General features: G+C 71.5%; 24 protein-coding genes. 10 read left to right on the plus strand and 14 right to left on the minus strand.

All coding sequences use genetic code 11. The features are described from left to right. Window positions 1-41 precede the first annotated feature (41 nt). The 3 genes from D7I47_RS14980 to D7I47_RS03255 all read right to left on the minus strand — a co-directional run bounded on the left by D7I47_RS14980 (window position 42) and on the right by D7I47_RS03255 (window position 5163). The gene (locus D7I47_RS14980) at window positions 42-3902 is read right to left on the minus strand and encodes an AAA family ATPase (RefSeq protein ID WP_405083445.1); all 3861 of its coding nucleotides are present in this window, start codon (window positions 3900-3902) and stop codon (window positions 42-44) included. A gap of 102 nt (window positions 3903-4004) precedes the next feature. Further along, a complete protein-coding gene (locus tag D7I47_RS03250; RefSeq protein WP_120761716.1) occupies window positions 4005-4397 on the minus strand; it encodes an SHOCT domain-containing protein in 393 nt (130 codons plus the stop codon). Window positions 4398-4692: 295 nt separating this feature from the next. Further along, window positions 4693-5163: a GNAT family N-acetyltransferase gene (locus D7I47_RS03255; RefSeq protein WP_227000808.1), complete on the minus strand. Its 471-nt coding sequence runs from the start codon at window positions 5161-5163 to the stop codon at window positions 4693-4695. A 40-nt stretch (window positions 5164-5203) separates the two neighbouring features. On the opposite strand from D7I47_RS03255, the gene D7I47_RS03260 reads away from it, so the two are divergent. Then, window positions 5204-6364 (plus strand): SLC13 family permease, encoded by a 1161-nt coding sequence (locus D7I47_RS03260; RefSeq protein ID WP_120761718.1) that lies wholly within the window; start codon window positions 5204-5206, stop codon window positions 6362-6364. Window positions 6365-6416: 52 nt separating this feature from the next. Here D7I47_RS03260 and D7I47_RS03265 read toward each other — a convergent pair whose 3' ends face one another. Next, window positions 6417-6770: a DUF488 domain-containing protein gene (locus D7I47_RS03265; RefSeq protein ID WP_120761719.1), complete on the minus strand. Its 354-nt coding sequence runs from the start codon at window positions 6768-6770 to the stop codon at window positions 6417-6419. A gap of 117 nt (window positions 6771-6887) precedes the next feature. Here D7I47_RS03265 and D7I47_RS03270 point away from each other — a divergent pair, with 117 nt between their 5' ends. Further along, the gene (locus D7I47_RS03270) at window positions 6888-7988 is read left to right on the plus strand and encodes a Nickel transporter NicT (RefSeq protein WP_227000810.1); all 1101 of its coding nucleotides are present in this window, start codon (window positions 6888-6890) and stop codon (window positions 7986-7988) included. Window position 7989: 1 nt separating this feature from the next. Here D7I47_RS03270 and D7I47_RS03275 read toward each other — a convergent pair whose 3' ends face one another. The 8 genes from D7I47_RS03275 to urtA form a co-directional block, all read right to left on the minus strand. Then, window positions 7990-8562 (minus strand): TetR/AcrR family transcriptional regulator, encoded by a 573-nt coding sequence (locus D7I47_RS03275; protein ID WP_120761721.1) that lies wholly within the window; start codon window positions 8560-8562, stop codon window positions 7990-7992. Further along, on the minus strand, window positions 8562-9125 hold the full coding sequence (locus D7I47_RS03280; protein WP_120761722.1) for a TetR/AcrR family transcriptional regulator: 564 nt from the start codon (window positions 9123-9125) through the stop codon (window positions 8562-8564). Before D7I47_RS03280 ends, D7I47_RS03275 begins: the two co-directional genes overlap by 1 nt. Then, a complete protein-coding gene (locus tag D7I47_RS03285; RefSeq protein ID WP_405083447.1) occupies window positions 9086-10804 on the minus strand; it encodes a purine-cytosine permease family protein in 1719 nt (572 codons plus the stop codon). The genes D7I47_RS03280 and D7I47_RS03285 overlap by 40 nt, the downstream gene beginning before the upstream one ends. Before the next feature lie 75 nt (window positions 10805-10879). Further along, a complete protein-coding gene (gene urtE / locus D7I47_RS03290; RefSeq protein WP_120761723.1) occupies window positions 10880-11560 on the minus strand; it encodes an urea ABC transporter ATP-binding subunit UrtE in 681 nt (226 codons plus the stop codon). Next, complete coding sequence (locus D7I47_RS03295) at window positions 11560-12351, minus strand: ABC transporter ATP-binding protein (protein ID WP_120761724.1); 792 nt, start codon at window positions 12349-12351, stop codon at window positions 11560-11562. The genes urtE and D7I47_RS03295 overlap by 1 nt, the downstream gene beginning before the upstream one ends. Further along, the gene (gene urtC, locus D7I47_RS03300) at window positions 12348-13415 is read right to left on the minus strand and encodes an urea ABC transporter permease subunit UrtC (protein WP_120761725.1); all 1068 of its coding nucleotides are present in this window, start codon (window positions 13413-13415) and stop codon (window positions 12348-12350) included. The genes D7I47_RS03295 and urtC overlap by 4 nt, the downstream gene beginning before the upstream one ends. Beyond that, window positions 13412-14296, minus strand: a complete 885-nt coding sequence (gene urtB, locus D7I47_RS03305; protein WP_120761726.1) for an urea ABC transporter permease subunit UrtB — start codon at window positions 14294-14296, stop codon at window positions 13412-13414. The genes urtC and urtB overlap by 4 nt, the downstream gene beginning before the upstream one ends. Before the next feature lie 97 nt (window positions 14297-14393). Then, window positions 14394-15692, minus strand: coding sequence for an urea ABC transporter substrate-binding protein (gene urtA / locus D7I47_RS03310; RefSeq protein ID WP_120761727.1), 1299 nt, complete (start codon window positions 15690-15692; stop codon window positions 14394-14396). 453 nt (window positions 15693-16145) lie between these two features. Here urtA and D7I47_RS03315 point away from each other — a divergent pair, with 453 nt between their 5' ends. From D7I47_RS03315 to D7I47_RS03340, 6 genes are read left to right on the plus strand one after another with little or no spacing between them, the layout of a single operon-like run. Continuing rightward, window positions 16146-16448, plus strand: coding sequence for an urease subunit gamma (locus tag D7I47_RS03315; protein ID WP_120761728.1), 303 nt, complete (start codon window positions 16146-16148; stop codon window positions 16446-16448). Between the two features lie 12 nt (window positions 16449-16460). After that, complete coding sequence (gene ureB, locus D7I47_RS03320) at window positions 16461-16796, plus strand: urease subunit beta (RefSeq protein WP_120761729.1); 336 nt, start codon at window positions 16461-16463, stop codon at window positions 16794-16796. Then, entirely contained in the window at window positions 16796-18493 is a 1698-nt protein-coding gene (locus D7I47_RS03325) for an urease subunit alpha (RefSeq protein WP_193726452.1), read from the plus strand. The genes ureB and D7I47_RS03325 overlap by 1 nt, the downstream gene beginning before the upstream one ends. Continuing rightward, window positions 18493-19173 carry an urease accessory protein UreF gene (locus tag D7I47_RS03330; RefSeq protein ID WP_193726453.1) on the plus strand — a complete coding sequence of 227 codons (681 nt, stop codon included), beginning with the start codon at window positions 18493-18495 and terminating at the stop codon, window positions 19171-19173. Before D7I47_RS03325 ends, D7I47_RS03330 begins: the two co-directional genes overlap by 1 nt. After that, on the plus strand, window positions 19166-19954 hold the full coding sequence (ureG, locus tag D7I47_RS03335; protein ID WP_120761730.1) for an urease accessory protein UreG: 789 nt from the start codon (window positions 19166-19168) through the stop codon (window positions 19952-19954). Before D7I47_RS03330 ends, ureG begins: the two co-directional genes overlap by 8 nt. Further along, window positions 19929-20639 carry an urease accessory protein UreD gene (locus D7I47_RS03340; protein WP_170154358.1) on the plus strand — a complete coding sequence of 237 codons (711 nt, stop codon included), beginning with the start codon at window positions 19929-19931 and terminating at the stop codon, window positions 20637-20639. Before ureG ends, D7I47_RS03340 begins: the two co-directional genes overlap by 26 nt. Here D7I47_RS03340 and D7I47_RS03345 read toward each other — a convergent pair. Further along, entirely contained in the window at window positions 20636-21022 is a 387-nt protein-coding gene (locus tag D7I47_RS03345) for a hypothetical protein (protein WP_120761731.1), read from the minus strand. The two genes, D7I47_RS03340 and D7I47_RS03345, sit on opposite strands and share 4 nt — an antisense overlap. A gap of 54 nt (window positions 21023-21076) precedes the next feature. Further along, window positions 21077-21502: a MarR family winged helix-turn-helix transcriptional regulator gene (locus tag D7I47_RS03350; RefSeq protein WP_157981615.1), complete on the minus strand. Its 426-nt coding sequence runs from the start codon at window positions 21500-21502 to the stop codon at window positions 21077-21079. Window positions 21503-21565: 63 nt separating this feature from the next. On the opposite strand from D7I47_RS03350, the gene D7I47_RS03355 reads away from it, so the two are divergent. Beyond that, window positions 21566-21967, plus strand: a complete 402-nt coding sequence (locus D7I47_RS03355; RefSeq protein WP_120761733.1) for a hypothetical protein — start codon at window positions 21566-21568, stop codon at window positions 21965-21967. Further along, on the plus strand, window positions 21964-23553 hold the full coding sequence (locus D7I47_RS03360) for a multicopper oxidase family protein (protein ID WP_227000813.1): 1590 nt from the start codon (window positions 21964-21966) through the stop codon (window positions 23551-23553). Before D7I47_RS03355 ends, D7I47_RS03360 begins: the two co-directional genes overlap by 4 nt. Window positions 23554-23564: the final 11 nt, after the last annotated feature.

Consider the following 23564-nt stretch of genomic DNA (forward strand, 5'->3'; position numbering starts at 1 on the left):
GGCGGCGGCGCCGCGGCCGCGGTGCGGGGCGCTCCCCGTCGTCAGGCGGTGTGGGCCGCAACGACCGGGATCTCCTCGGTGAGCGGTCCGCCCGCGAGTCCCGCCATCCGCGCGATCCGGTCGGCCACGCCGTCCGGGTCGGCGAACAGCTCGAAGGCGTGCACGCGTGCGTAGTGCCAGCCGAGCCGGCGCAGCACCTCGGGCCGCAGGCGCAGGGCCTCGCGGAGGCTGCGGCCGGTGAACACGGCATCCGTGTCGACGACGACGCACATGCCGCCGTTCGCCGCGACGAGGCCGAGCTTGCCGCGGTGGCCGAGCGCCACCCGCAGGCCGCGCGCCTCGAGCCGACGCGACAGGTCGACGAGCATGGGGTCCGAGTCGTCGGGCAGCGGCGGCTCGGCGCGGCGCGAGGCGATCTCGCCGAGCAGCTGGGCGAGGGCGACCGCGCCGTGCTTCATGCGGTCCTCGTCGAGGTCGTCCGGCTGCACGCACGTGACGATGACGAGCGAGCGGCGGGCCCGCGTCATGGCGACCGCGAGCAGGCGCTCGCCGCCGGGGCGGCCGAGGGCGCCGAAGTCGGAGAGCACGCGGCCGTGGGGCGTGCGCCCGTAGCCGAGCGAGAACACGACGCGGTCGCGGCTCTGCGCGACGGCCCGCTCGACGGGCAGCACGGCGAACGGCTCCGAGCGCTCGCCGAGCACGAACTCGCTCAACTGCGGGTGGGTCGACATCTGCGCGAGCACGGCGTTCATGACGCGAACGGCGTGCTTCTCGGACGCCGTGACGACCATGAGCGACTCGCGCGGCCGGGTGACGGCGTGGTCGACGACGAGCTCGACGGCGCGCGCGACCTCGGCATCCACCGACTCGACGGCGCCCGTGACGGGGTCGGGCAGGCCCGTGCCGTTCTCGATGTAGTCGAGCGAGAGGCTGCCGTGGCCGAGGAACGACCCCGCCCAGGGCAGCGCGTCGATGCGGCCGCCGTAGAAGCGGCGGTTGACGAGCTCGGCGAGGTCCTCGCCGCCCGCCCGGTAGCTGCGGGTGAGGCTCAGCGTCGGCAGCACGGCGGCGAGCTGGGCGAACGCCGAGCGTCCGTGCAGGTCCTCGTCGACATCGATCGCCTGCTCGTCGCCGCTCGCCGGTTGAGCAGCGTCCGCAGCACGCGTGTCGAGACCGGCCTCCTCGACCGGTTCGGCGACCTCGTCCTCGGCACCCTCCTCGGCGACGTCCTCGACCTCGTCCTCGACGTCATCCGCCACGACGCGCACCGGCATCGTCGCGTATGGCGACGGATACGCGACCGCCACGGGCGCCTCGTCCGACTCGGCGAGCCCGATGCGGAACTCGGCGGGGGTCTGCGTCACGGGGTCGCCGAAGGCGATCACCTGCTTGGCGCGGCGGATGGCGCCCACGTTCTCGGCGACGGTCGTGGCGCCCGCGTCGACGAGGATCACGGTGTCGACCGGCATCGTGTCGCTCACCTGCCCGACCTCGTACGGCGAGGCGAGCCACACGGGCGCGACGGTGCGCGAGAGGTGCGGGGCGAGCCGCTGCAGCGTCTCCGAGGTGAGGCCGTCGCCCACGATGAGCTGCTTGAGCGCGGCCGCCTCGTCGGGCCAGTCGACGATGCCGATGCGCCAGTTCTCGGCGAGCTGCCAGCCGAGCAGCCCGGCGCTGCCCTGCGTGTGCGCCTCGTCGACGAGCCGGAAGTCCGCCTCGAGCCGCTGCAGCACATCCGTCTTCGCCCCGAGCAGCGCCCGGTCGGAGGCGAGCAGGCCGTCGAGGGCGCTGCGCCACCAGGCGAGCTCGAGCTCGGCGGCCACCTGCTCCTCGGGAACGTGGCGCGCTGCGAGGTCGGTGATGAGCTCGTCGAGGTCGAGGTCGCGCAGCTGCTGCATGAGGGCGCTGCGCTCCTGCAGGTTGTGCAGGGCGTCGGAGTCCTCGGCGAGCTGCCCGAGCAGCGCCGAGAGCTGGTGCAGCGGCAGCGTGGCGAGCTGCGTGCCGAGCGGGCCGTCGAGCTCGCCCAGGTCGGCCGCCACCTGCTGCCAGGCCACCTGCACGTCCGAGACGCCCGTCGGCACCTCGGGGGTGACGCCCGCGGCGACGTAGCGCTGCCACAGGATGCGCTGCTGCTGGATGGCGGTGAGCGCCTCGTGCAGGTCGCCCACGTGCATGCCGGGGCGCACGTACTCGCGCGCGAGCTTCTTGAGGCGTCGGCGGTTGGCGCCCGACATCTCGGGGGCGTCGCGGCGCGGGGCGGTCGCGACGATCAGTTCGGAGAGCGAACGGTCGAAGACGGCGGGCTCGAACTTGTCGAGGGTGTCGCGCAGCTCGTGCAGCAGCCGCAGGTAGATGCCGAGCTCGGCGATCGAGGTGAAGGGCCGCATCCGGGTCGCGCCGATCACCTCGCCGGCGCGCACCAGCAGCCGCGGCAGCGTCTCGCTGTGCAGCTTCTTGGCGAGGGTGTGGGCGCGCATCGCGTCGTCGCCCGTGGCGAACTGGGCGCCGTACCAGGGCGAGTCTCCGGGTCCGTAGCGGAACTCGCCGAGGCGCGCGGCCTCCACCATGGTGGTCGCGGCGGCCGCGCGGTCGCCCGCGAGGCGCTGCACGGATGCGGCGCTCAGCCGGGCGGTCGTCGACGGCGGATGCGGCAGCAGCGCGAGGCGCGAGAGCTCGGCCACGCAGTCGAACACCGACACCCACAGGGTCTCGTCGGGCCGGGAGAGCGCCTCGCGGTAGTCGATGAGCACGCTGCGCAGCCGCACGAGCGCCTCGTCGACCTCGGCGAGCTGCGGCTGGGCGGCCTTCTCGGCGCGCGCGATGCCGCGCACGACATCCCGCCGCAGGGTCGACGGCGACACCGCGACGCCCGCGAGCCCCACATCCCCGAGCCGCTGCGCGATGCCGCGCAGGCTCGCGCGGCGCGGGCTCACCACGAGCACGCGCTTGTTCTGGCCGACGAGCGCGCCGAGCGCGTTGACGATCGTCTGGGTGGCGCCGGTGCCGGGCATGGTGCGCACGACGAGCGAGTTGCCGGCGGCGATCTGGGCGACGATGTGCTCCTGCTCGGAGTCGGCGTCGAGCAGCAGCACGTCGGTCGAGGGGTCGCGGCGGTCGGGGTCGACGGGCGTGGTGGCCTGGTAGCCCTCCTCGAGCGCCCAGCGCGCGGTCGCGTCACCGGCGAGCGCGTCGAGCACGGGGTGCGCGAGCTCGGCCGCATCCGCGACGAGCGAGGGGGCGACCTCCTCGAAGCTCGACACGACGAGGCGCGGCTGCACGACGATCTCGCCGAGGTGGCCGGTCAGGCGACGCAGCTGGTCGATGACGGCGTTCGGCTTGAAGGTGCCGTCGTCGTCGGAGAGGGCGACGAAGCTCGCGGCGTCGAGGGAGATGCCGTACTGCTTCTCCAGGGTGCGCGCGAGGGCCGGGTTGAGCACGGCGGCGCCGCGCAGGCGCAGCTCGAAGTCGCGGCCGTGACGGCGGATGGCGAGGGGACGCAGCAGCAGGGGCGCGCAGTAGTCGACGCGCTCGTGCGTCCAGCGCACGATGCCGATGCCGAGGTGCACGGCGTCGAGCCCCCGCGTCGTCGAGAGCTCGAGGCTGCGGGCGGTGATCCGCTCGGCCGCGATGCGGGCGGAACGCAGGGCCAGGTCGTCGCGGATCAGCTGCGACAGCAGGGTGCTCTTGCCGGTGATGAACCGGGCGAGCCCGCCCGGGTGGGTCGTCGAGAGCTCGATGCGGGTGGTCGGGGTGTCGACGAAGTGCAGCAGTGGCGACGGCCCGCCGAGCCCGGCGAGCTCCTCCCGCCAGGCCGCCCGCGCGGGGTCCGCGACGTCGCGGAGCTCGGGGGCGGGGACGAGCAGCGGCGCGGTCGCCGGCTGCGAGGACGCGTACGGGGTCACCGGGATCTCCCCGGACTCTTCATCCCGTCGATTGGCAGGCCACACACGGCCACGATAGGTGCGGCCGCCCCGCGAACCCGGGAGCGAAACGCGCCCGTCGCGCTACCCGAAGTACTGCCTGCCGAGGGCCTTCGACTTGAGCGCGTCGAACTCGCCCTGCGTGATGGTGCCCGCGTCGAGCAGCTCCTTCGCGCGCAGGATGTCGTCGGCCGGCGTCGCGGACGCGGCCGGCTTCCAGTCCTTCTCGGGAACCGGTCCGCGCCGTTCGGCCCAGCGCTCGCCCATCCCCCGTCCGCGGACGAGCAGATAGAACAGTGAGCCGATCACCGGCACGAACAGCAGGAAGATCAGCCAGACGGCCTTCCAGATGCCCGCGAGCTTCCGGTCGCGGAACAGGTCGAGCACGACCCAGAACAGCAGGATGAGGCCCGCGATCCAGACGAAGGTGTCGAAGATCCACCAGAACCAGGTGCCGAGCCACTGCCAGAAGTCCATCGTCGTCTCCTCCGTCTGCGGGCTGCTCCGATTGTGGCCCTCGCACGCTGAATCCACCACTCGGGTGCCCCCGTCGTCCACGCGGGATGCGCCGCCCCGCGCCCGCGCCCCCTCTCGGTCGGCGCCTTTCGCAACTCAGGAACATCCGTCGCATCCGGCGCAAGAACGCCCCGATGCGGGACATCTCCTGAGTTGCGAACCCCGCCGTGTTCGCAACTCAGGAGATATCGCGTGACGCGACGCCCACGGGGCGATACAGCCGGATATTCCTGAGTTGCGAAAACCCGCGCAGGCGTCAGGCGTCGAGGTCGAGCGTCATGAAGACGGAGTACGGGTCGAGCACGTAGTCCGCGAAGGGGCCGGTCTCGGCGAAGCCGGCGCTCGCATAGAGGGTGCGGGCGGGGGCGAAGAAGTCCTGCGTCCCGGTCTCGAGGCTGACGCGCCGGTAGCCGCGCGCCCGCGCCTCGGCGAGCACGTGGTCGAGCAGCAGCCGGCCGAGACCGCGGCCGCGCGCGGCGGCATCCGTGCGCATCGACTTGAGCTCGCCGTGGCTCTCGTCGAGCTGCTTGAGGGCGACGCAGCCGAGCACGGCGTCCCCGTCCGAGAGCGCCCAGAAGGTCACCGCGGCATCCTGCAGCGCCGAGACGTCGAGGGCGTGCACGCTCTCGGGCGGCGACTCGGCGTGCATGTCGGCGAGGTGGTCCTCGAGCAGTCTGAGGATGCGGGGGTCGGTCAGGTCGCCGATCGCGATCTCGGTCGTGGTCATCGGTGCCATCCTGGCGCATCCGACGCCGTACGCTCGTCCGGTGCGTCTCGCGTTCGTCGGGCTCGGCCTGCTGCTGCTCGGTGCTGTCGCGCTCGCCACCGGGGTGCTGCCGCCCGCGGACGCCGCGGCGATCGGCGCGCGGGTGTGGCCGATCCTGCTGTTCGCGGTCGCGGTGACCGTGGTGGCCGAGCTCGCGGATGCCGCGGGCGTCTTCGCGGCCGTCGCGGAGCGGCTCGCCCGGCTCGCGCGCGGCCACGGCTGGCTGCTCTGGATGCTCGTGGTGCTGCTCGCCGTCGCGGCGACCGTGTTCCTCTCGCTCGACACGACCGCGGTGCTGCTGACGCCCGTGGTCGTGCTGCTCGCGCGCCACCACGGCTACCCGCCGCTGCCCTTCGCGCTCACGACGGTGTGGCTCGCGAACACCGGGTCGCTGCTGCTGCCGGTGTCGAACCTCACGAACCTGCTCGCCGAGCACGCGCTCGGCTTCTCCGACCCGGGTCGCTTCGCGGCGCTCATGGCGCTGCCCGCGCTCGTCGCGATCGTCGTGCCGTGCCTCGTCATCGCGATCGTGTTCCGCCGGGTGCTCGGCACCCGCTACGAGCCGGTGGCCGCGGAGGATCCGCACGACCGGGTGCTGTTCTGGGTGGCGGCCGGGGTGCTCGCCGTGCTCATCCCCGCGCTCGTGAGCGGCGTGCCGGTGTGGATCCCGGCGACCGCCGCGGCGCTCGTGCTCGTGGCCGCGTTCGCCTGGCGCGACCGCCGGCGGCTGCGACCCGGCCTCGTGCCGTGGGGGCTGCTGCTGTTCGCGAGCGGGCTGTTCCTCGTGGTCGGCTCGGCCCACGCGCTCGGACTCACCGAGCTGCTCGGCGCGGTCACCGGCACGGGGGATTCGGTGGGCGCCCTGCTGCGCATGTCGGCGTCCGGGGCCGTCGGCGCGAACCTGGTCAACAACCTGCCCGCCTACCTCGCGCTCGAGCCGCTCGCCGACTCCCCCGCGCGCGTCGCCGCGCTGCTCGTCGGCGTGAACGCGGGTCCGCTCGTCACGCCGTGGGCCTCGCTCGCGGTGCTGCTCTGGCACGACCGCCTGCGCGCGCTCGACGTCGACCTCTCGTGGCGCCGTTACCTGCTGCTCGGCCTCGTCGCAGCCCCCCTCACGGTCGTGCTCGCGACCCTGACCCTCCCCCTCGCGCTCGTCGCCTGAGGGGTCGCGTGAGGTCGCCCGTGGGCGTCGCCCGACGACCGAGATCGACGCCTCAGAGACGCGCGGCGAGGTAGTCGCGCAACACGGCGGCGTGGTTCACGTGCTCGTCGTGGGCCGCGAAGAGCAGCGTGACGCGATCGTGAGCCCGGATGACGTCGAGCGCCTCGGCGACGAAGAGGTCGTCGTCGAGCTCGGCGCGGTAGGCGTCCGCGAACTCGTCGAAGCGTGCCGGATCGTGGTGCCAGGCGGTCCGCAGCGCGGGACTCGGAGCGAGCTCCTTCCACCACGCGTCGAGCCGGGCGCGCTCCTTCGAGACGCCGCGCGGCCACAGCCGGTCCACGAGCGCCCGGAAGCCGTCGACGTCGTCGGCGGGCTCGTAGACCCGTTTGATCCCCAGCTCGCCCATGTCCCGATCCTCCGCCCGCGACCCGCGGGGGTCAACCTCGCTTTGTCTTCGGAGGGTCGGGCGCGATAGCGTGAGTGGCAGAGATCTGACACCGACCAGACCCAGCATCGGGGGACCGTGACCGCACTCGACGCTCCAGCCGCGATCGGCGCTCGATATCGTCTGGATGCGGCCGGGTGGCGTTCGATCGCCGTTATGGGCGCCGTGGTGCTCGGCCTCTTCGCGGCCGGCATCTCGCTGCTCGCGGCCGCGGTGCCGCAGCACTACGCGATCGTCGGCGCCGAGGGTCCCACGGTGTTCGGCTGGGCGACGGGACTGCTCGCCCTCACGCTCGGCATGCGGCACGCCTTCGACGCCGACCACATCGCCGCGATCGACAACACGACGCGCAAGCTCGCGGCCGACGGCAAGCGCCCCCTCGCGGTGGGCTTCTTCTTCTCCCTGGGGCACTCCACGATCGTCTTCGCGATGGCGGTGCTGCTCGGCTTCGGCATCGCCGCCGTCAACTCCCAGGTCACCGACGACGCCTCGCTGCTGCACCACGTGACGGGCATCATCGGCCCGACCGTCTCGGGCGTCTTCCTGCTCATCATCGCGATCATCAACATCCTCGTGACCGTCTCGATCGTGCGGGTGTTCCGGCGGCTGCGGGCGGGCGAGTTCGACGAGTCGCACTTCGAGGCCGAGCTCGCCAAGCGCGGCCTCATGAACCGCCTGTTCGGCAGGCTCGCCGACCGCATCGACGCCTCCTGGAAGATCTACCCGCTCGGCGTGCTGTTCGGCCTCGGATTCGACACCGCGACCGAGGTGACGCTGCTCGTGCTCTCGGGGGCGGCCGTGCTCGGCGGGCTGCCGTGGTGGGCGATCCTGTCGCTGCCGCTGCTGTTCGCCGCCGGGATGTGCCTCTTCGACACGATCGACGGCGTGCTCATGAACTTCGCCTACGGCTGGGCCTTCGTCACCCCGGCGCGCAAGGTCTACTACAACGCCGTCATCACGGTCATGTCGGTCGTGATCGCGCTCGTGATCGGCGGCGTGCAGCTCGCCGCGGTGCTCGCCGACGAGCTGGGCTGGTCGAACCCGTTCCTCGACTGGTTCGGCACGCTCGAGTTCCTCGGCTACGCGATCGTCGGCACCCTCGTCGCCACCTGGCTCGTCGCGCTCGCCGTGTGGCGGCTGGGCCGCTTCGAGGAGCGGCTGCGCGTCGACCTCGGCTGAGTCAGCCCACCCGGTGCCGGATGGGGTCGAGGATCGCCTCGGCCGCCCAGTGCGCGGCGTCGGCGATGTCGCGCCCGCTCATCCCGAGTTCACGCCGCATCGTCACCCACGTGGCCGAGGAGTCGAGGTGGCACAGCGCCGCGACGATGCGCGTGCGCTCGCCCGCGCCGAGGGTCGGCACCTCGCTCCGCAGCAGCTCGTCGAAGCGCTCCCGGTGCGGTGCGGGCTCGGCCCCGTTGACGCCGCGCATCGCCGTCTCGGCGACGACGTAGGCGAGCTCCGGGCGCCGGTCGTAACCCTCCATGGCCTCCCGGATGGCGAGGGGCACGTCGAAGACGGAGTCCGACTCCTGGCGGGTGAAGATGGTGCGCTCGATCCACGCCGCGGTCGCGAGCAGCAGGTCGACGCGCGTCGGGTAGTAGCGGAACACGGTGCGCTCCCCGACGCCCGCCCGCAGGGCGATGAGCCGGAACGACACGTCGTCGGTCCCGACCTCCTCGATCAGCTCCGAGTACGCCCCGAGGATCTTCTCCTCGGTCGCCGACAGCTCGGTCGCCGGTGGGGCGCCCGACATCAGGCCGCCCGGTTCGCCTTCGGCCGTGTCGGCAGCACGCTGTCCATCGCGGCGTCGAAGGCGGCGACGACCTCCTCGGCGTTCATGTCGAAGCCGGTGCGCATCCGGGCCCAGAACAGCGGGGAGGCGAAGTAGCGCATCGTCGCGGTCACGCGCAGCGCGTCGCGCGGGTTGAGGGTCGGCGCGGCGCCGCGCACCATCGCCGAGATCGCGGAGGTGATGGGCGACTCGGTCCCGTCGGCGATCGGCGAGAGCGACACGCCTCGCGCGGCGACGAAGGCGTAGGCGGGCTCCGCCTCGAACGCTCGGAAGCGTCGCTGCGCGGCGGCCCGGAACTCGGCGGGGGTCGCGAAGCCCTGCATCGGGAAGTGCTCCGCCTCGATCCAGCGGCCGAGCGCCTCGAGCAGGTGCGAGCGGGTCGGGAAGCGACGGTAGATCGTGCGCTCGGAGACCGACACGGCATCCGCGAGGTCGAGGTAGGAGATGTCCTCGAAGGTGCGCTGACGCAGCAGGGCCGTCGCACTCATGAGGATGGCCGACTGCGTGTCGACTGCCTCATCCATCCGCGCCGCTCCCTCCTGGGCCACCGCTTCTCCACGTGCTCCGGCGGCAGCACGTATCGGTCGGATTCGTCGAGCGTCAGCGCGAGCGACGAGACGTATTGCAGCTCGCCGTTCGGCCCCTGCTCGGCCGATGCCAGCATATCCGGTCGCTCGAACGTGTAGCCGGTGACATGGCAGCGAAGTCGTTCGCCGGAGGGGTTGCCGTCCTCGTCGAGGAGGGGCGTCGGGATGCCGTCCGAGGTGCGGCGCAGGTAGAACCGTCCGCGCGTGATGATCGCCGTGAGCGGGGTCACGACGACCGCGACGGCGATCGCGACGAGCACCGACATGGGCCGCATCGCCTCCCCGAAGAGCCCCGCGAAGCAGGCGAGCGACAGCAGCGAGGCGAGGCCGACCGAGACGAGGCCGACCGGGTTCCAGTCGTGCAGCATGCCGCGGCGGAACTCGGGGAAGCGCGGCGAGATGCGCAGCAGCCGCTTGTTGATGACGATGTCGGTCGAGATCGTCACGAGCCAGGCCATGACGACGTTCGCGTAGAGGCTCAGCACGAAGGAGATGAGGCTGAACACGTCGAGCAGCATGAGGCTCAGCGCGATCGCGAGGTTGAAGATCACGAACACCGTGCGGCCGGGGTAGCGCTTCCGCACCCGCGTGTAGACGTTCGACCAGGCGAGCGAGCCCGAGTAGGCGTTCGTCACGTTGATCTTCACCTGGGCGACGACGATGAGGATGAGCGTGAGCCCGAGCGCCATCCACTCGGGCAGCAGCGACTGGTAGAGCCCGAGGAACTGCTTGACCGGCTCGACCGCGCGGTCGCCGATCGTCGGGTCGATCATCGTGACGAGGTAGACGGCGAGGAACACGCCGATCACCTGCTTCGTGCCGCTGAAGATCACCCAGCCGGGCCCGCTGAACAGGAACGCCGTCCACCAGGCCCGCGCGTTCGAGGGGCGCCGCGGGGGCATGACCCGGATGTAGTCGATCTGCTCCGCGAGCTGCGGGGTGAGCGCGAAGCACACGGCGGCGCTCGCCGCGATCGCGCTGAAGTTGACCGAGCCGTCGGACTCCCCGGTGAACGCGAGGAACTCGGTGACCGCCTCGGGCTGCGTGAAGATCACCCAGATGAGCGGCAGCAGCGCGAGGGCGAGCCACAGCGGCGTCGTCCAGAACTGCAGGCGCTCGAGGGCACGCATCCCGTAGACCACGATGGGGATGACGACGATCGTCGAGACGACGTAGCCGATCGGCAGCGGCAGGCCGATCGCCACCTGCAGGCCCTGCGCCATGATGGCGCCCTCGAGGGCGAAGAAGATGCACGTGAAGCCCGCGAAGATGACGGTCGTGATGATCGAGCCGTAGTAGCCGAAGCCGGAGCCGCGCGCGATCAGGTCGAGGTCGAGGTTGTAGCGGGCGGCGTAGGCGGCCACCGGCAGACCGACCGCGAAGATGATGACGGATGCCACGAGGATGCCCAGCACGGCGTTCGTCGTGCCGTGCTCGAGACCGATGGCGGCGCCGATCGAGAAGTCGGCGAGGAACGCGATCGAGCCGAGGGCGGTGCCGCCGACCGACACCGCGCTCCACCGGCGGAAGGAACGCGGAACGTACCGGAAGGCGTAATCCTCGAGGCTGTCCTCGGCCGCGGCGCGGGCGTCGCCGGCTCGAGCCACACTCCTCACCCCCACCGGGTCGATGATGTGAGCATTCTGCCGAGGGCGTGTTTCAGCCACGTTGCGGCCCCGAGTCGATCAGCGTCAGATCGCCATGGCCTCCCGCACGAGCTCGTCGGCGACGTCTCCCCCGTCGCCGCTCACGGCGATCCGCCCGGCCTTCAGCACGTAGTAGCTGCTCGTGGAGCGCAGCGCGAAGCCGACGTGCTGCTCGACGAGCAGCACCGAGAGGTCGCCGCGGCGCGTCAGGTCGATGATGACCCGCTCGATGTCGGCGACGATGTTGGGCTGGATGCCCTCCGTCGGTTCGTCGAGCACGAGCAGCCGCGGCTTGGTGAGCAGCGTGCGGGCGATCGCGAGCTGCTGGCGCTGGCCGCCCGAGAGCAGGCCCGCCCGGCGCCCGAGCAGCTCCTTGAGCACCGGGAAGAGGTCGAAGACCTCGTCGATGTCGGAGCCGCGCTTCGCGACGAGCTGCAGGTTCTCGAGCGTCGTCATCTGCGGGAACGACAGCTGGCCCTGCGGGACGTAGCCGAGCCCGCGCGCGACGCGCTTCGACGGTGGCAGTCTTGTGACATCCTCGCCGTCGATGCGCACGCGGCCGCTCATGACCGGGATGAGGCCCGTCGCGACGCGCAGCAGGGTGGTCTTGCCCGCCCCGTTGTGCCCCATCACGGAGACCGCCTTGCCGGTCGGGATCTCGATGCTGACGTCGTGCAGCACCCTCGTGCGGCCGTAGCCCGCGGTGACGCCGGAGATCTCGAGCATCAGTGCACCCCCTCGTTCTCGGCGGCCGCGACGTCGGCCGTGGTGCCGAGGTAGACCTCCTGCACGCGGCGGTCGGCCTGCACCTGCTCGACGGTGCCCGCGGTGAGCAGTTTGCCGGTGTGCATCACGGTGACCCAGTCGGCGTAGCTGCGCACGAAGTCCATGTCGTGCTCGATGACGATGATGGTGCGCGTCGCGCCGATGCGGCGCAGCAGCTGACCGGTCTCGTCCCGCTCGTCGGCGTTCATGCCGGCGACCGGTTCGTCGAGGAACATGACCTTCGCGTCCTGCACGAGCAGCATCCCGATCTCGAGCCACTGCTTCTGCCCGTGCGCGAGGATGCCGGCCGGCTTGTCGCGCACCTCGGCGAGCCCGATCGTCTCGAGGGCCTCCTCGACGTACTCGGGCACCCCGCGGCGCGCGAGTGGCAGCCGCCACGCCCTGCGGTGCAGGCCGCCCGCGATGTCGAGGTTCTGCAGCACCGAGAGCTCGTCGAACACGGTCGCGGTCTGGAAGGTGCGCCCGACGCCCGCGCGGATGATCTTGTTCGTCTTCTTGCCGAGCAGGTCGATGCCGTTGTAGGTCGCGCTGCCGGTGGCGGGCACGAGCCCCGTGAGCGCGTCGACGAGGGTCGTCTTGCCCGCGCCGTTCGGCCCGATCAGGAAGTGCACCTGGCCCTTGAGCATGAGGATGCTGACGTCGCTCACGGCCGTGAAGCCGTCGAAGCTGACCGTGAGGTTCCTGACCTCCACGGAGGTCTCGGCATCCGGGTGCAGTGCCTGCCCGCTCACGAGGCCACCCCCTTCTCGGCGCCGCCCCGCGGGACGATGCCCCGGATCCGGTCGACGACGGAGGCGAGCCCCTTCGGCAGGAACAGGGTCACCACGACGAACAGCAGGCCGAGCAGGTACACCCAGCCGCCGGGCCAGCTCGACGCGAGGCTCGACTGCCCCCAGCCGATCGCCATGGCACCGAGGGCGGGGCCGAACAACGACGCCCGGCCGCCGAGCGCGACGCCCGCGATCATGAGGATGGATGCGGAGGCGCCGATCTCCTGCGGCGTGATGATGCCGACGATGGGCACGAACATCGCGCCGCCGATGCTCGCCATGACGGCCGCGATGACGAACGCCGTGAGCTTGATGTTGGCGGGGTCGTAGCCGAGGAAGCGCACGCGCTCCTCCGCGTCGCGGGTCGCGAGCAGCAGCTCGCCGAAGCGGCTGCGGTTCAGCTGCCACACCACGAGCAGGCACGCCACGAGGATGCCGGCGGCGATGAAGAACAGCATGAGCTTGTTCCGGTCGTCGTCGAGCACGTAGCCGAAGAAGTACTTGAAGCCGCTGAGGCCCGTGTCGCCGCCCGTCTCGCGGATCGTGGAGCTCACGAGCGTCGCGAGCGCCACCGCGAGCGCCTGGGTGAGGATCGCGAAGTACGCGCCCTTGACGCGGCGTTTGAAGAGCGCGAAGCCGAGGATCGAGGCGACGACGATCGGGGCGACGACGATCACCACGAGGGTGAAGGCGCCGTTGCGGAACGGCTCCCAGAACGCCGGCAGCGGCGCGAGGGGGTCGTACAGGATCATGAACGTCGGGATCTTGTCGGGTCCCGCGGTCTCGAGCGAGAGGTGCATGGCCATCGCGTAGGCGCCGAGGCCGAAGAACACGCCCTGGCCCATCACGAGCATCCCGCCGCGGCCCCAGGCGAGGCCGATGCCGACCGCGACGATCGCGTAGCAGCAGTACTTGCCGAGGTTGTTGATCCAGTGCATCGAGAGCACGGCGGGCGCGACGCCGAGCAGCACGATCGCGAAGACGCCGATGCCGATGAGCGGCAGCCAGGGGCGCAGTCTCGTCATGCCAGCCCCCTCGTGCGCACCGTGAACAGGCCCTGTGGTCGCAGCTGCAGGAAGACGACCACGAGCACGAAGGCGAGCACCTGCGCGAGGCTGCCCGTCGTCCACTGGGCGAAGAAGGCGAGTGCGACGCCCACCACCCAGGCCGCGATGATCGCGCCCTTGATCTGCCCGATGCCGCCGGCGACGACGACGAGGAACGCGGGGATGATGTACTGCGCGCCCATCTGCGAGTTGGTGCCGCCGATGAGCGAGGCGGCGACGCCCGCCACCCCGGCGAGTCCCGAGCCGACGAAGAAGGTGAGCCGGTCGACCCGGCGGGTGGAGACGCCGAGCGTCTCGGCGAGGTCGCGGTTCTGCACGGTCGCGCGGATGCGGCGGCCGAACGGCGAGTACTTGAGCCAGGCCGCGAGCGCGACGACGCACACCGCGGCGAGCACGATCGTGAAGAGCTGGCGCGAGGGCCAGCCGTAGCCGAAGACGTCGATCTGCCCGTCGAGCCAGCCGGGCTTCTCGACCGGCACGCCCTGCGCGGGGAAGATCTGCAGCGCCGCCTGCTGCAGGATGAGGCTCACACCGACCGTCACGAGGAGGGTGTCGAGCGGTCTGCGGTACATCCACTGCAGGATGCTGACCTCGAGCAGCAGGCCCAGGATGCCGGCCACGATGAAGGCGAGCGGCAGGGCGACGGGGATCGAGATGTCGCTCGAGGGGATCACGAGCTGGGTCAGGTAGGCGACGAAGGCGCCGGCCATGATGAACTCGCCGTGCGCCATGTTGATCACCCCCATCTGACCGAAGGTGAGGGACAGGCCGAGCGCGGCGAGCAGCAGCAGCGCGCCTTGCGCGGTGCCGTTCAGCAGCGGCGGGATGAGTGCGTCCACGGGCGCTCCACTCTCTGGGGTTGCGGCGGATGCCGGAAGGTCGGAGCGTGGGGCCCCCTGCCGGTTCCGGAAGGGGACCCCACGTCCTGCAGGTGGATCAGCCGGCCGCTGCGACGAGCGCGTCGCGGACGTCGGCGGGGAACCAGTCGTATCCCTCGAGATACGGGTCGGGGTCGATGAACCCGTCGGACTCCCAGACGATGTCGAACTGGTTGTCGGCGTTGATCTTGCCGATGTGACCCGGCTTCGAGATGTGGTGGTTGTCACCGTCGAGGGTCACGACCCCCTCCGGAGCGTCCACCGTGATCCCGCCGGCCTTCGCCGCGGCGTTGACGTCGTCGACCTCGAAGGATCCCGCCTTCTCGACGAGCGCCTTGTAGAGGTACAGCGAGATGTACGCGGCCTCCATCGGGTCGGAGGTGACGCCGCTGCTGCCCGGGTACGCCTTCCAGTCCGCGATGAACTTCGGGTTGCCCGGGGTGTCGAGCGACTGGAAGTAGTTCCACGAGGCGTAGTTGCCGGTGACCTCGTGGCCCATGGCGGGGGCCTCCTCCTCGGCGATCGACACCGAGATGATCGGGGTCGTCTCGGGGGTGAGACCGGCGTCGTAGTAGGCCTTGATGAAGCCGACGTTCGAGGAGCCGTTGATGGTGTTGAAGATGAAGTCGGGCTTCGCGGCCACGATCTTCGCCACCTGCGTGGTCCAGTCGTCCTTGTCGAGCGGCACGTACTCCTCGCCGACGATCTCGATGCCGAGCTCGGCCGCGTAGAGCTTGATGATCGCGTTGGCGGTGCGCGGGAACACGTAGTCGGAGCCCGCGAGGAACAGCGTCTTCACGCCCTGGGCCTTGAGGAAGTCCATGGCCGGGATGATCTGCTGGTTGGTGGTCGCGCCCGTGTAGTAGATGTTCGGCGAGGACTCGAGGCCCTCGTACTGCACGGGGTAGAAGAACAGACCGTTGTGCTCCTCGACGACCGGCTTGACGGCCTTGCGGGACGACGAGGTCCAGCCGCCGAAGATCGCCGCGACGCAGTCCTGGGTGAGCAGCTTCTCGGTCTTCTCCGCGAAGGTCGGCCAGTCGGTGGCGCCGTCCTCCTGGATGTACTCGATCTGCTTGCCGAGGATGCCGCCGTCGGCGTTGATCTCGTCGGCCGCCATGTGCAGCACGTTCGAGACGGTCTTCTCCGAGATGGCCATGCCGCCCGTGAGCGAGTTGAGGAAGCCGAGCTTGATGGTGTCGCCCGAGGTGTCGATGCAGCTGTCGCCGGATGCCGACGCCGGCTCGGTCTCGTCGCCGGCCTGCGCGCCGCAGCCCGAGAGGACCAGGGCGGCGCTCGCCATGAGCGCGCCGGACGCGAGCAGCGCCCGGCGGCGCCGCGTGCTGTGGATGATCATGCAGTGCTCCGTTTCGGTGTGGTGGGGGTCGACGCCGGAGGTGCTGCGACTGCGACGTTTCCGCCGCAGGACGGAGCCCGTCCAGGCCGAGGATCCGGTGGATCCAGCCGATCGCCATTGAAGAGGGATTGCGCGAGGTGCTTCCGAGCGGGCCGTCGGCGTCCCGACGAACCGACCCGGATCATCGCCGACGGCAGAACACCGTCAGCTACTGCAGGTGGTCTCACTGTGGGACCGCGGCATTACACTGCCATTTCTCGAACGTATCGGGTTTGTTAACAGTCGAGGCATCGAGGGGTCGCCTGCCCTGTATTTACAGGGATCTCGAATGTTTCGGGGCGCGTGGCGCATGGCGGGCCGTGTCGCGGTTGTGACACACTTCTGCAATTCCGAGCGGACGGCGAGCACGCCTCCAGCGTCAGTGAACCGTCGCGGATCGAGAGGAGACGAGGCGTGCATCTGACCCCGGCCGACACCGAGAAGCTGCTGCTGGCGGTCGCCGGGATGGTCGCCCGGGATCGACTCGCGCGCGGGCTCCGGCTCAACCATCCGGAGGCCGTCGCGCTCATCTCCAACTGGGTGCTCGAGGGCGCCCGCGACGGCCGCAGCGTGCCCGAGCTCATGGACGCCGGCCGCAGCGTGCTGGGTCGCGAGCAGGTGCTCGAGGGCGTGCCCGAGATGCTCGTCGAGGTGCAGGTGGAGGCCACCTTCCCCGACGGCCGCAAGCTCGTCACCATCCACCACCCGATCGACTGAGGAGCGCAAGACGTGGCGTCGGCATCCGGCACAGGCCCCGGGGCGTATCGCATCCGCGAGGGCGAGATCGAGCTCAACGCGGACCGCGAGGCGTCCGAACGCATCCGGCTCGTGTTCGTCAACACGGGCGACCGTCCCATCCAGATCGGCTCGCACCTGCACCTGCCCGACGCGAACACGGCGCTCGAGTTCGACCGGGTCGCCGCGCACGGCTTCCGGCTCGACATCCCCTCGGGCACCTCGCAGCGCTTCGAACCGGGCGCGTCCCGCGAGCTCGACGCCGTGACGATCCGGGGCGCGCGCGTCGTGCCGGGCATCCAGCTCAAGGCGGATGGCGGGGTGCTCTGATGGTGCGGATCACGCGGGCGCGCTACGCCGCCATCTACGGCCCGACGCTCGGCGACCAGGTGCGGCTCGGCGACACCGACCTCTGGATCGAGATCGAGGAGGACCGCACCGCGGGCGGCGAGGAGGCGGTGTTCGGCGGCGGCAAGTCGATCCGCGAGTCGATGGCGCAGTCGACCGTGCCGCGGGCGGGCGGCGCGCTCGACACCGTCATCACGAACGCGATCATCCTCGACTGGTGGGGCGTCGTGCGGGCCGACATCGGCATCCGCGACGGCCGCATCGTGGGCATCGGCCACGCCGGCAACCCCGACGTGAGCGACGGCGTCGACATGGTCATCGGCCCGTCGACGGATGTCGTCTCGGGCGAGGGGCGCATCGTCACGGCGGGCGCGATCGACTCGCACGTGCACCTGCTCTCGCCCTCGCAGCTGCACGAGGCGCTCGCGACCGGCATCACGACGGTCGTCGGCGGCGGCACCGGGCCCTCCGAGGGCTCGAAGGCGACCACGGTCACGCCCGGGGCGTGGCACCTGAAGACAATCCTCCGGGCGCTCGACGCGCTGCCGGTGAACGTGCTGCTGCTCGGCAAGGGCAACACGGTGTCGGCCGAGGCGCTCGGCGAGCAGGCGCTCGCGGGCGCCGCCGGCTTCAAGGTGCACGAGGACTGGGGCTCCACCCCCGCCGCGATCGACGCGGCCCTGCGCGCCGCCGAGGAGTGGGGGCTGCAGGTGGCGCTGCACTCCGACTCGCTCAACGAGGCGGGCTACGTCGAGTCGACGATCGGCGCGATCGGCGGGCGGTCCATCCATGCCTTCCACGTCGAGGGTGCGGGCGGCGGGCACGCACCCGACATCCTGAAGCTCGCGGGGCTGGCGCACGTGATCCCCGGCTCGACCAACCCGACGCTGCCGCACACGGTCAACACGGTCGCCGAGCACCTCGACATGCTCATGGTGTGCCACCACCTGAACCCCGCGGTGCCGGAGGATCTGGCGTTCGCCGAGTCGCGCATCCGGGCCACCACGATCGCCGCGGAGGACGTGCTGCACGACCTCGGCGCGCTGTCGATCACCTCCTCGGACGCGCAGGCGATGGGCCGCATCGGCGAGGTGATCACGCGCACCTGGCAGGTGGCGCACGTCATGAAGGCGCGGCGCGGCGCGCTCGGTGCGAGCCTGCCCGCCGACAACGAGCGCGCCCGGCGCTACGTCGCGAAGTACACGATCAACCCGGCGATCGCGCACGGGGTGGATGCCGACCTCGGCTCGGTCGAGGTCGGCAAGCTCGCCGACCTCGTGGTGTGGGATCCGCGGTTCTTCGGGGTGCGGCCGGAGGTCGTCATGAAGGGCGGGGCGCTCGCCTGGGGCGCGCTCGGCGACCCGAACGCCTCCATCCCGACGCCGCAGCCGGTGCTGCAGCGGCCCTCGTTCGGCGACGCGATCGGGGCGGACGTGTCGTTCGCCTACGTCGCGCCCGCCGCGATCGAGGCGGGGCTCGCGGACGAGCTGGGGCTGCGCCGCCGACTCGCCCCGGTCGCGCCGACGCGCGGGACCGGCAAGGCGCAGATGCGCAACAACACGGCGCTGCCGACGATCGACATCCGCCCCGACACCTTCGAGATCGCGATCGACGGCGAGCCGGTGGTGCCCGCGCCGGCCGAGACGCTGCCGCTCACCCGCCTCTACCACCTGTTCTGATGACGACGACGATCGCCCCCGCTGCCGCCACGGTCGCCCTGCTGCTCGCCGACGCGCGCCTGCCGAGCGGCGGGCATGCCCACTCCTCGGGCCTCGAACCCGCGCTCATGGGCGGCATGCCGCCCGCCGCGGTGGGCGCCTTCCTGCTCGCCCGGGCGCGCACCACCTCGCTCGTGGATGCGGGCGCCGCGGTCGTCGCGAGCCGCACGGCGGGCGTCGGTCCGCTCGCGCCCGTCGACGAGGCGTGGGCGGCGCGCACCCCGAGCCGCGCGATGCGGGTGGCCTCGCGGGACCTCGGCCGCGGGCTGCTGCGGCTCGCCGACCGGGTCTGGCCCGGCTCGGGCGCCGTCGCGGCGCTGCACGAGCCGCCGGGCCCGCCGCCGCGGCCGCTCGTGCTCGGGGCGATCGCCGCCGAGGCGGGCATCGCGCCTGAGGAGCTCGTGCGGCTCGCCGTGTACGACGACCTGGCGAGCGCGGTCGCCGCTCTCCTCAAGCTCGACCCGCGCGACCCGGCCGACGGCGTCGGGCTCGTGCTCGCGGGCTGCGCCTCGATCGAGGCGCGCATCCCGCAGCTCGCACGGGCCCGACATCCGGAGGACATCCCGGCGCTCAGCGCACCGCAGGCCGAGGCGTGGGCCGAATCGCACGCCGTCGCACAAGGGAGGTTGTTCCGTGGTTGATGAGACCGAATCCGTCCGCGCACTGCGCCTGGGGGTCGCCGGCCCCGTCGGCACCGGCAAGTCGTCGCTCATCGCGACGATCTGCCGCGCCCTCGCCGGGGAGCTGCGGATCGGCGTGATCACGAACGACATCTACACCGACGAGGACGCGCGCTTCCTGCGTTCGGCGGGCGTGCTCGAGCCGGAGCGCATCCGCGCCGTCGAGACGGGCGCGTGCCCGCACACCGCCATCCGCGACGACATCACCGCCAACCTGCTCGCCGCCGAGGACCTCGAACGCGACTTCGCGCCGCTCGACGTCGTGCTCATCGAGTCGGGCGGCGACAACCTCACGGCCACCTTCTCTCCGGCGCTCGTCGACGCGCAGCTGTTCGTGCTCGACGTCGCGGGCGGCGGGGATGTGGCGCGCAAGGGCGGGCCCGGCATCGGGCGGGCCGACCTGCTCATCGTCAACAAGACCGACCTCGCCCCCTACGTCGGGGTCGACGTTCCGCAGATGGTCGCGGATGCGCTCCAGGCGCGCGACGGACGGCCGGTGATCGCGCTGTCGCGCACCGACGCGGAGTCGGTGGCGGCGCTGCGCGCGTGGGTGCTCGGCGTGCTCGACGCGCACCGCCAGGGCGAGCACGTGCCGCAGGATCCGGGACCGATGGCGCCGCACTTCCACGCCGACGAGGAGCACCCGGAGGGCGGCTACGTGCACAGCCACGACGAGGAGCACGAGCACGAGCACCCGCATCCGCACCCCCACCCGCATGCTGAGACCGTCGCCGGTCGCTGAACCGACCCGCATCGGCGTGCACGCGGCCGAGGGCCGCTCCCGCGTCGAGCTCGCCGTGGGCATGCTCGCGCCGCGCGTCGTCGCGCGCGGTCCGCGCAGCGCGCACGTGGCCGTGGCGGCCGCGCAGATGCTGCTGCTCGACGGCGACGCGCTCACGGTGGAGGTGGAGGTGGGCCCCGGCTGCACACTCGAGGTGGAGGACGTGGGCGGCACGGTCGCCTACCCGGGCGCGTCGTCGTGGCGGCTCGTCGCCCGGGTGGGCGCGGGCGGGCGACTCGTGTGGCGCGGACTGCCGTTCGTCGTCGCCGCGGACGCACGCGTGCAGCGCGAGACCGCGGTCGAGCTCGACCGCGGCGCGGCGCTGCTCGTACGCGAGACGCTCGTGCTGGGGCGGCACCGCGAGACGGGCGGCGCGATCGACGCGGCATCCGTCATCCGTCAGGACGGGCGACCGGTCGTCGTCGAGCGGCTCGACGTGGATGCCGCGGCGCCCGAACCCGGCGTGCTGGGGGCGCACCGCGTGCTCGACTCGGTGATCGCCGTCGGCTTCGAGCCCCCGCCCGAGCCGGGTGCCCTCGTGCTCGAGACGCCCGGCGCGATCGCACGGCACCTGGATGCGGCCGCGCACCGCTCACCCCTCGACGAGGTGTGGGAGCGCTGGCGCGCCGAGCTCGGGGCGGGCTAGACCCGGTCGATCAGCCCGTCGACCTTGGTGAGCCGCTCCTGCGGCAGCGGCGAGGCGGGGCCGCCCGCGACGACCGAGGCGAGGATGTCGTGGAAGACGAGCATCGACCAGCGCGGCGCCTCCTCGTCGCTGAGGGCGCGGATGCCATGCTCCATCATGCTCGTCACCTGGCCGTTGCCGCCGAACTGCACGATGAGACCGCGCCACTCGTCGCCGTGCGGGAACAGCACGGCGCGGATGCCGGGCAGCACGTCGAACTCGGCGCAGTCCTCGAGGCCGTCGCCGTTCGGGGGCAGGGTGCCGCTGCGCGGATTCATCTCCGGCACGCTCCACGCGAGCGTGCCGACGAGATCCTTGACTCTCTTCTTCTCGGCGCGGCCCACACCTTTACGGTACTGGAGCCGAGGCCCTCACCGGCGTCGCCTCTTCGGGGGCGGCTACGAGCCGTCGGCGAATCTCCGCAGCAGTCGGGCGAGCGTGTCGAGCTCTTCGTCGCTGAAGCCGTCGAACAGTCGCGCCGCCGCCGCGCCCGTGAGTGCCCGCGCGGTGGCGAAGGCGGAGCGTCCGCTGTCGGTGAGGCTGAGGTACTCGAGCCGACGGTCCTCCGTCGAGCGTTCCCGTCGCACGTGACCGAGCTTCTGCAGGTCGGCGATCGTGCGGGTCATGCCGGCCTTGTCGCTGCCGGTCGCGCGGATCAGGTCACGTTGCGTGGAGACCTGCTCGCGGTCCAGCAGCATCATCACCCCGAAGTGTCGTCCCGTGAGACCGAGCGGGCGCAGGGCCTCGTCGAGGGCTTCGGCGGCCCGACGGTGCGACCGTCGCAACAGCAGGCCGATCGCGAGACGGATGGGCGGAGAAGGCATCCCCGTCATTCTATGTTAGATTTATTTGAATCCGATTCAAATGAATCTAAAGGAGGTCGGCCGGTGACCGATAACGATCGCAGCAGCGCGCGGACGGCGCAGGGCGTCCGCTGGCCGAGGTGGGTCTTCCGGGTCACCAGCACCGCATCCGCCGTCATGCTCTTCGACCAGGCGATCTTCGCCGGACAGTTCCTCGACGGGACGTACGGGTCGCTGCACCAGCATCGGGAGAACGCCACCTACGCCGGCATCAGCGTGCTGATCTCCGCCGTCGCGGCCGTGCTCGTGCGGTGGCCGGGCGGCGGACCCTGGTGGCCGATCCTCGCGAGCCTGGGGATCTTCGGGATGATCGCGGCCCAGATCGCGCTCGGCTTCGCCCGGCTGGTCGCCATCCATGTTCCCCTCGGTGTCGCGACGATCGGGATCGCCATCCTGCTCGCCGTCTGGGCGTGGCGGCGACCGTGACCGGAGGCGACGCGGGTCGCGGGATCTCGCGGCGGCTGTTCCTGGGCGGCACCATGCTCGCGGGCATCGGCCTGGGGGTGGGGATCCCGTTCGTCCAGGGCAGCGCAGGGTCGTCCTCGACGGGGAGCCTGCTCCGCAGCCGGCTCCCGCTCCCGGAACCGTTCACGCTGCCGTTCCGAGTTCCTCCCGTGCTGCGGCCGCGTCGTTCCGACGAGCACGCCGACTTCTACGACATCGACCAGACGGTCGCAGACGCCGCGATCATCCCGGGGGTGCGCACACCCATCTGGGGCTATCAGGGCATGTTCCCCGGCCCGACGATCGAGAGCCGTCGTGGTCGGGCCGCCATGGTAACCCACACCAACAGGCTGCCCGTCCCGACGGTCGTCCACCTTCACGGCGGGCGGACCCCGCACGACAGCGATGGCTACCCGACCGACTTCGTCTACCCCGTCGATCGCTCGTTCATGGACGAGCACGCCGGCGCGGGCGGGATGCACGGCTCCGTCATGATGGGTGATACATCCGACGGCGAGCGCGTCTACAGCTACCCGCTGGAGCAGCGTGCGGCGATGCTCTGGTACCACGACCACCGGATGGACTTCACGGGCCCCGCGGTGTGGCGCGGGCTCGCCGGCATGCACATAGTGCGCGACGAGACGGAGGACGCACTCGGCCTGCCGTCCGGCGAGCGGGAGCTGCCCCTCATGATCACCGATCGGAGCTTCGCCGCCGACGGGTCCCTGCTCTATCCGAACGTCGACCCCACCCTGCTGGTGAAGCCGGGGGTCACGGACGCGTTCATCGCGGGCGTCCTGGGCGACGTGATGCTCGTCAACGGCACGCCGTGGCCGCAGGCGCGGGTGGCGCGGGCGAGCTACCGTCTCCGTGTCCTCAACGCGTGCAACGCGCGGCGGCTCGACCTCCGCCTGGAGGCGCGACCCGCGCCGCAGCTCGTGCAGATCGGAACGGATGGCGGCCTCCTCGCCTCGCCGATCGCGCACGACCACTTCGAGCTGGCGCCCGCCCAGCGCCTCGACGCCCTCGTGGACTTCTCCGGCTATCCGCCCGGAACGACGGTGACGCTGCTCAACGATTTCGGAGACGGCAACATGTCGCAGATCATGCGCTTCATGGTCGAGGACCGGGAGGCCGAGCCCTACGCCATCCCGGACACGCTCTCCACGGTCGAACCGCTGCTCGCCCGCGACGCCGTCGCGAGGCGCACCTTCCGGTTCCGATCCGGCGACGTCGACCATCGGAAAGGCTGGCTCATCGACGGCCGCCCGTTCCGGCCGAACGACATCGCGGCCGCCGTCGAGTTGGGCACGGTGGAGGTGTGGCGGCTGGTCGCCGACTTCCATCATCCGGTGCACATCCACCTCAACCCGTTCCAGGTGCTCTCACGCGGCATCGGAGGTCCCGGACCGTTCGACGCCGGCTGGAAGGACACCATCGATCTGCGTCCATCCGAGGAGGCGGAGATCGCCATCCGATTCGACGGCTACCGCGGGAAGTACGTCTTCCACTGCCACAACCTCGAGCATGAGGACATGGCGATGATGGCCAACTTCACGACCCGCTGACCCGCCGTCGG

This window comes from Protaetiibacter intestinalis, from assembly GCF_003627075.1.
In the GTDB taxonomy this organism is placed as follows: Bacteria; Actinomycetota; Actinomycetes; order Actinomycetales; family Microbacteriaceae; genus Homoserinibacter; species Homoserinibacter intestinalis.

Bases quoted from the DNA above. Each gene is read 5' to 3' on its own strand.
- D7I47_RS03250 (WP_120761716.1), bottom strand. From the start codon at position 4,397: ATGGACTTCTGGCAGTGGCTCGGCACCTGGTTCTGGTGGATCTTCGAC.
- D7I47_RS03255 (WP_227000808.1), bottom strand. From the start codon at position 5,163: ATGACCACGACCGAGATCGCGATCGGCGACCTGACCGACCCCCGCATC.
- D7I47_RS03265 (WP_120761719.1), bottom strand. From the start codon at position 6,770: ATGGGCGAGCTGGGGATCAAACGGGTCTACGAGCCCGCCGACGACGTC.
- D7I47_RS03275 (WP_120761721.1), bottom strand. From the start codon at position 8,562: ATGTCGGGCGCCCCACCGGCGACCGAGCTGTCGGCGACCGAGGAGAAG.
- D7I47_RS03280 (WP_120761722.1), bottom strand. From the start codon at position 9,125: ATGGATGAGGCAGTCGACACGCAGTCGGCCATCCTCATGAGTGCGACG.
- urtE (WP_120761723.1), bottom strand. From the start codon at position 11,560: ATGCTCGAGATCTCCGGCGTCACCGCGGGCTACGGCCGCACGAGGGTG.
- urtC (WP_120761725.1), bottom strand. From the start codon at position 13,415: ATGACGAGACTGCGCCCCTGGCTGCCGCTCATCGGCATCGGCGTCTTC.
- urtA (WP_120761727.1), bottom strand. From the start codon at position 15,692: ATGATCATCCACAGCACGCGGCGCCGCCGGGCGCTGCTCGCGTCCGGC.
- D7I47_RS03325 (WP_193726452.1), top strand. From the start codon at position 16,796: ATGGTGCGGATCACGCGGGCGCGCTACGCCGCCATCTACGGCCCGACG.
- D7I47_RS03330 (WP_193726453.1), top strand. From the start codon at position 18,493: ATGACGACGACGATCGCCCCCGCTGCCGCCACGGTCGCCCTGCTGCTC.
- D7I47_RS03340 (WP_170154358.1), top strand. From the start codon at position 19,929: ATGCTGAGACCGTCGCCGGTCGCTGAACCGACCCGCATCGGCGTGCAC.
- D7I47_RS03350 (WP_157981615.1), bottom strand. From the start codon at position 21,502: ATGCCTTCTCCGCCCATCCGTCTCGCGATCGGCCTGCTGTTGCGACGG.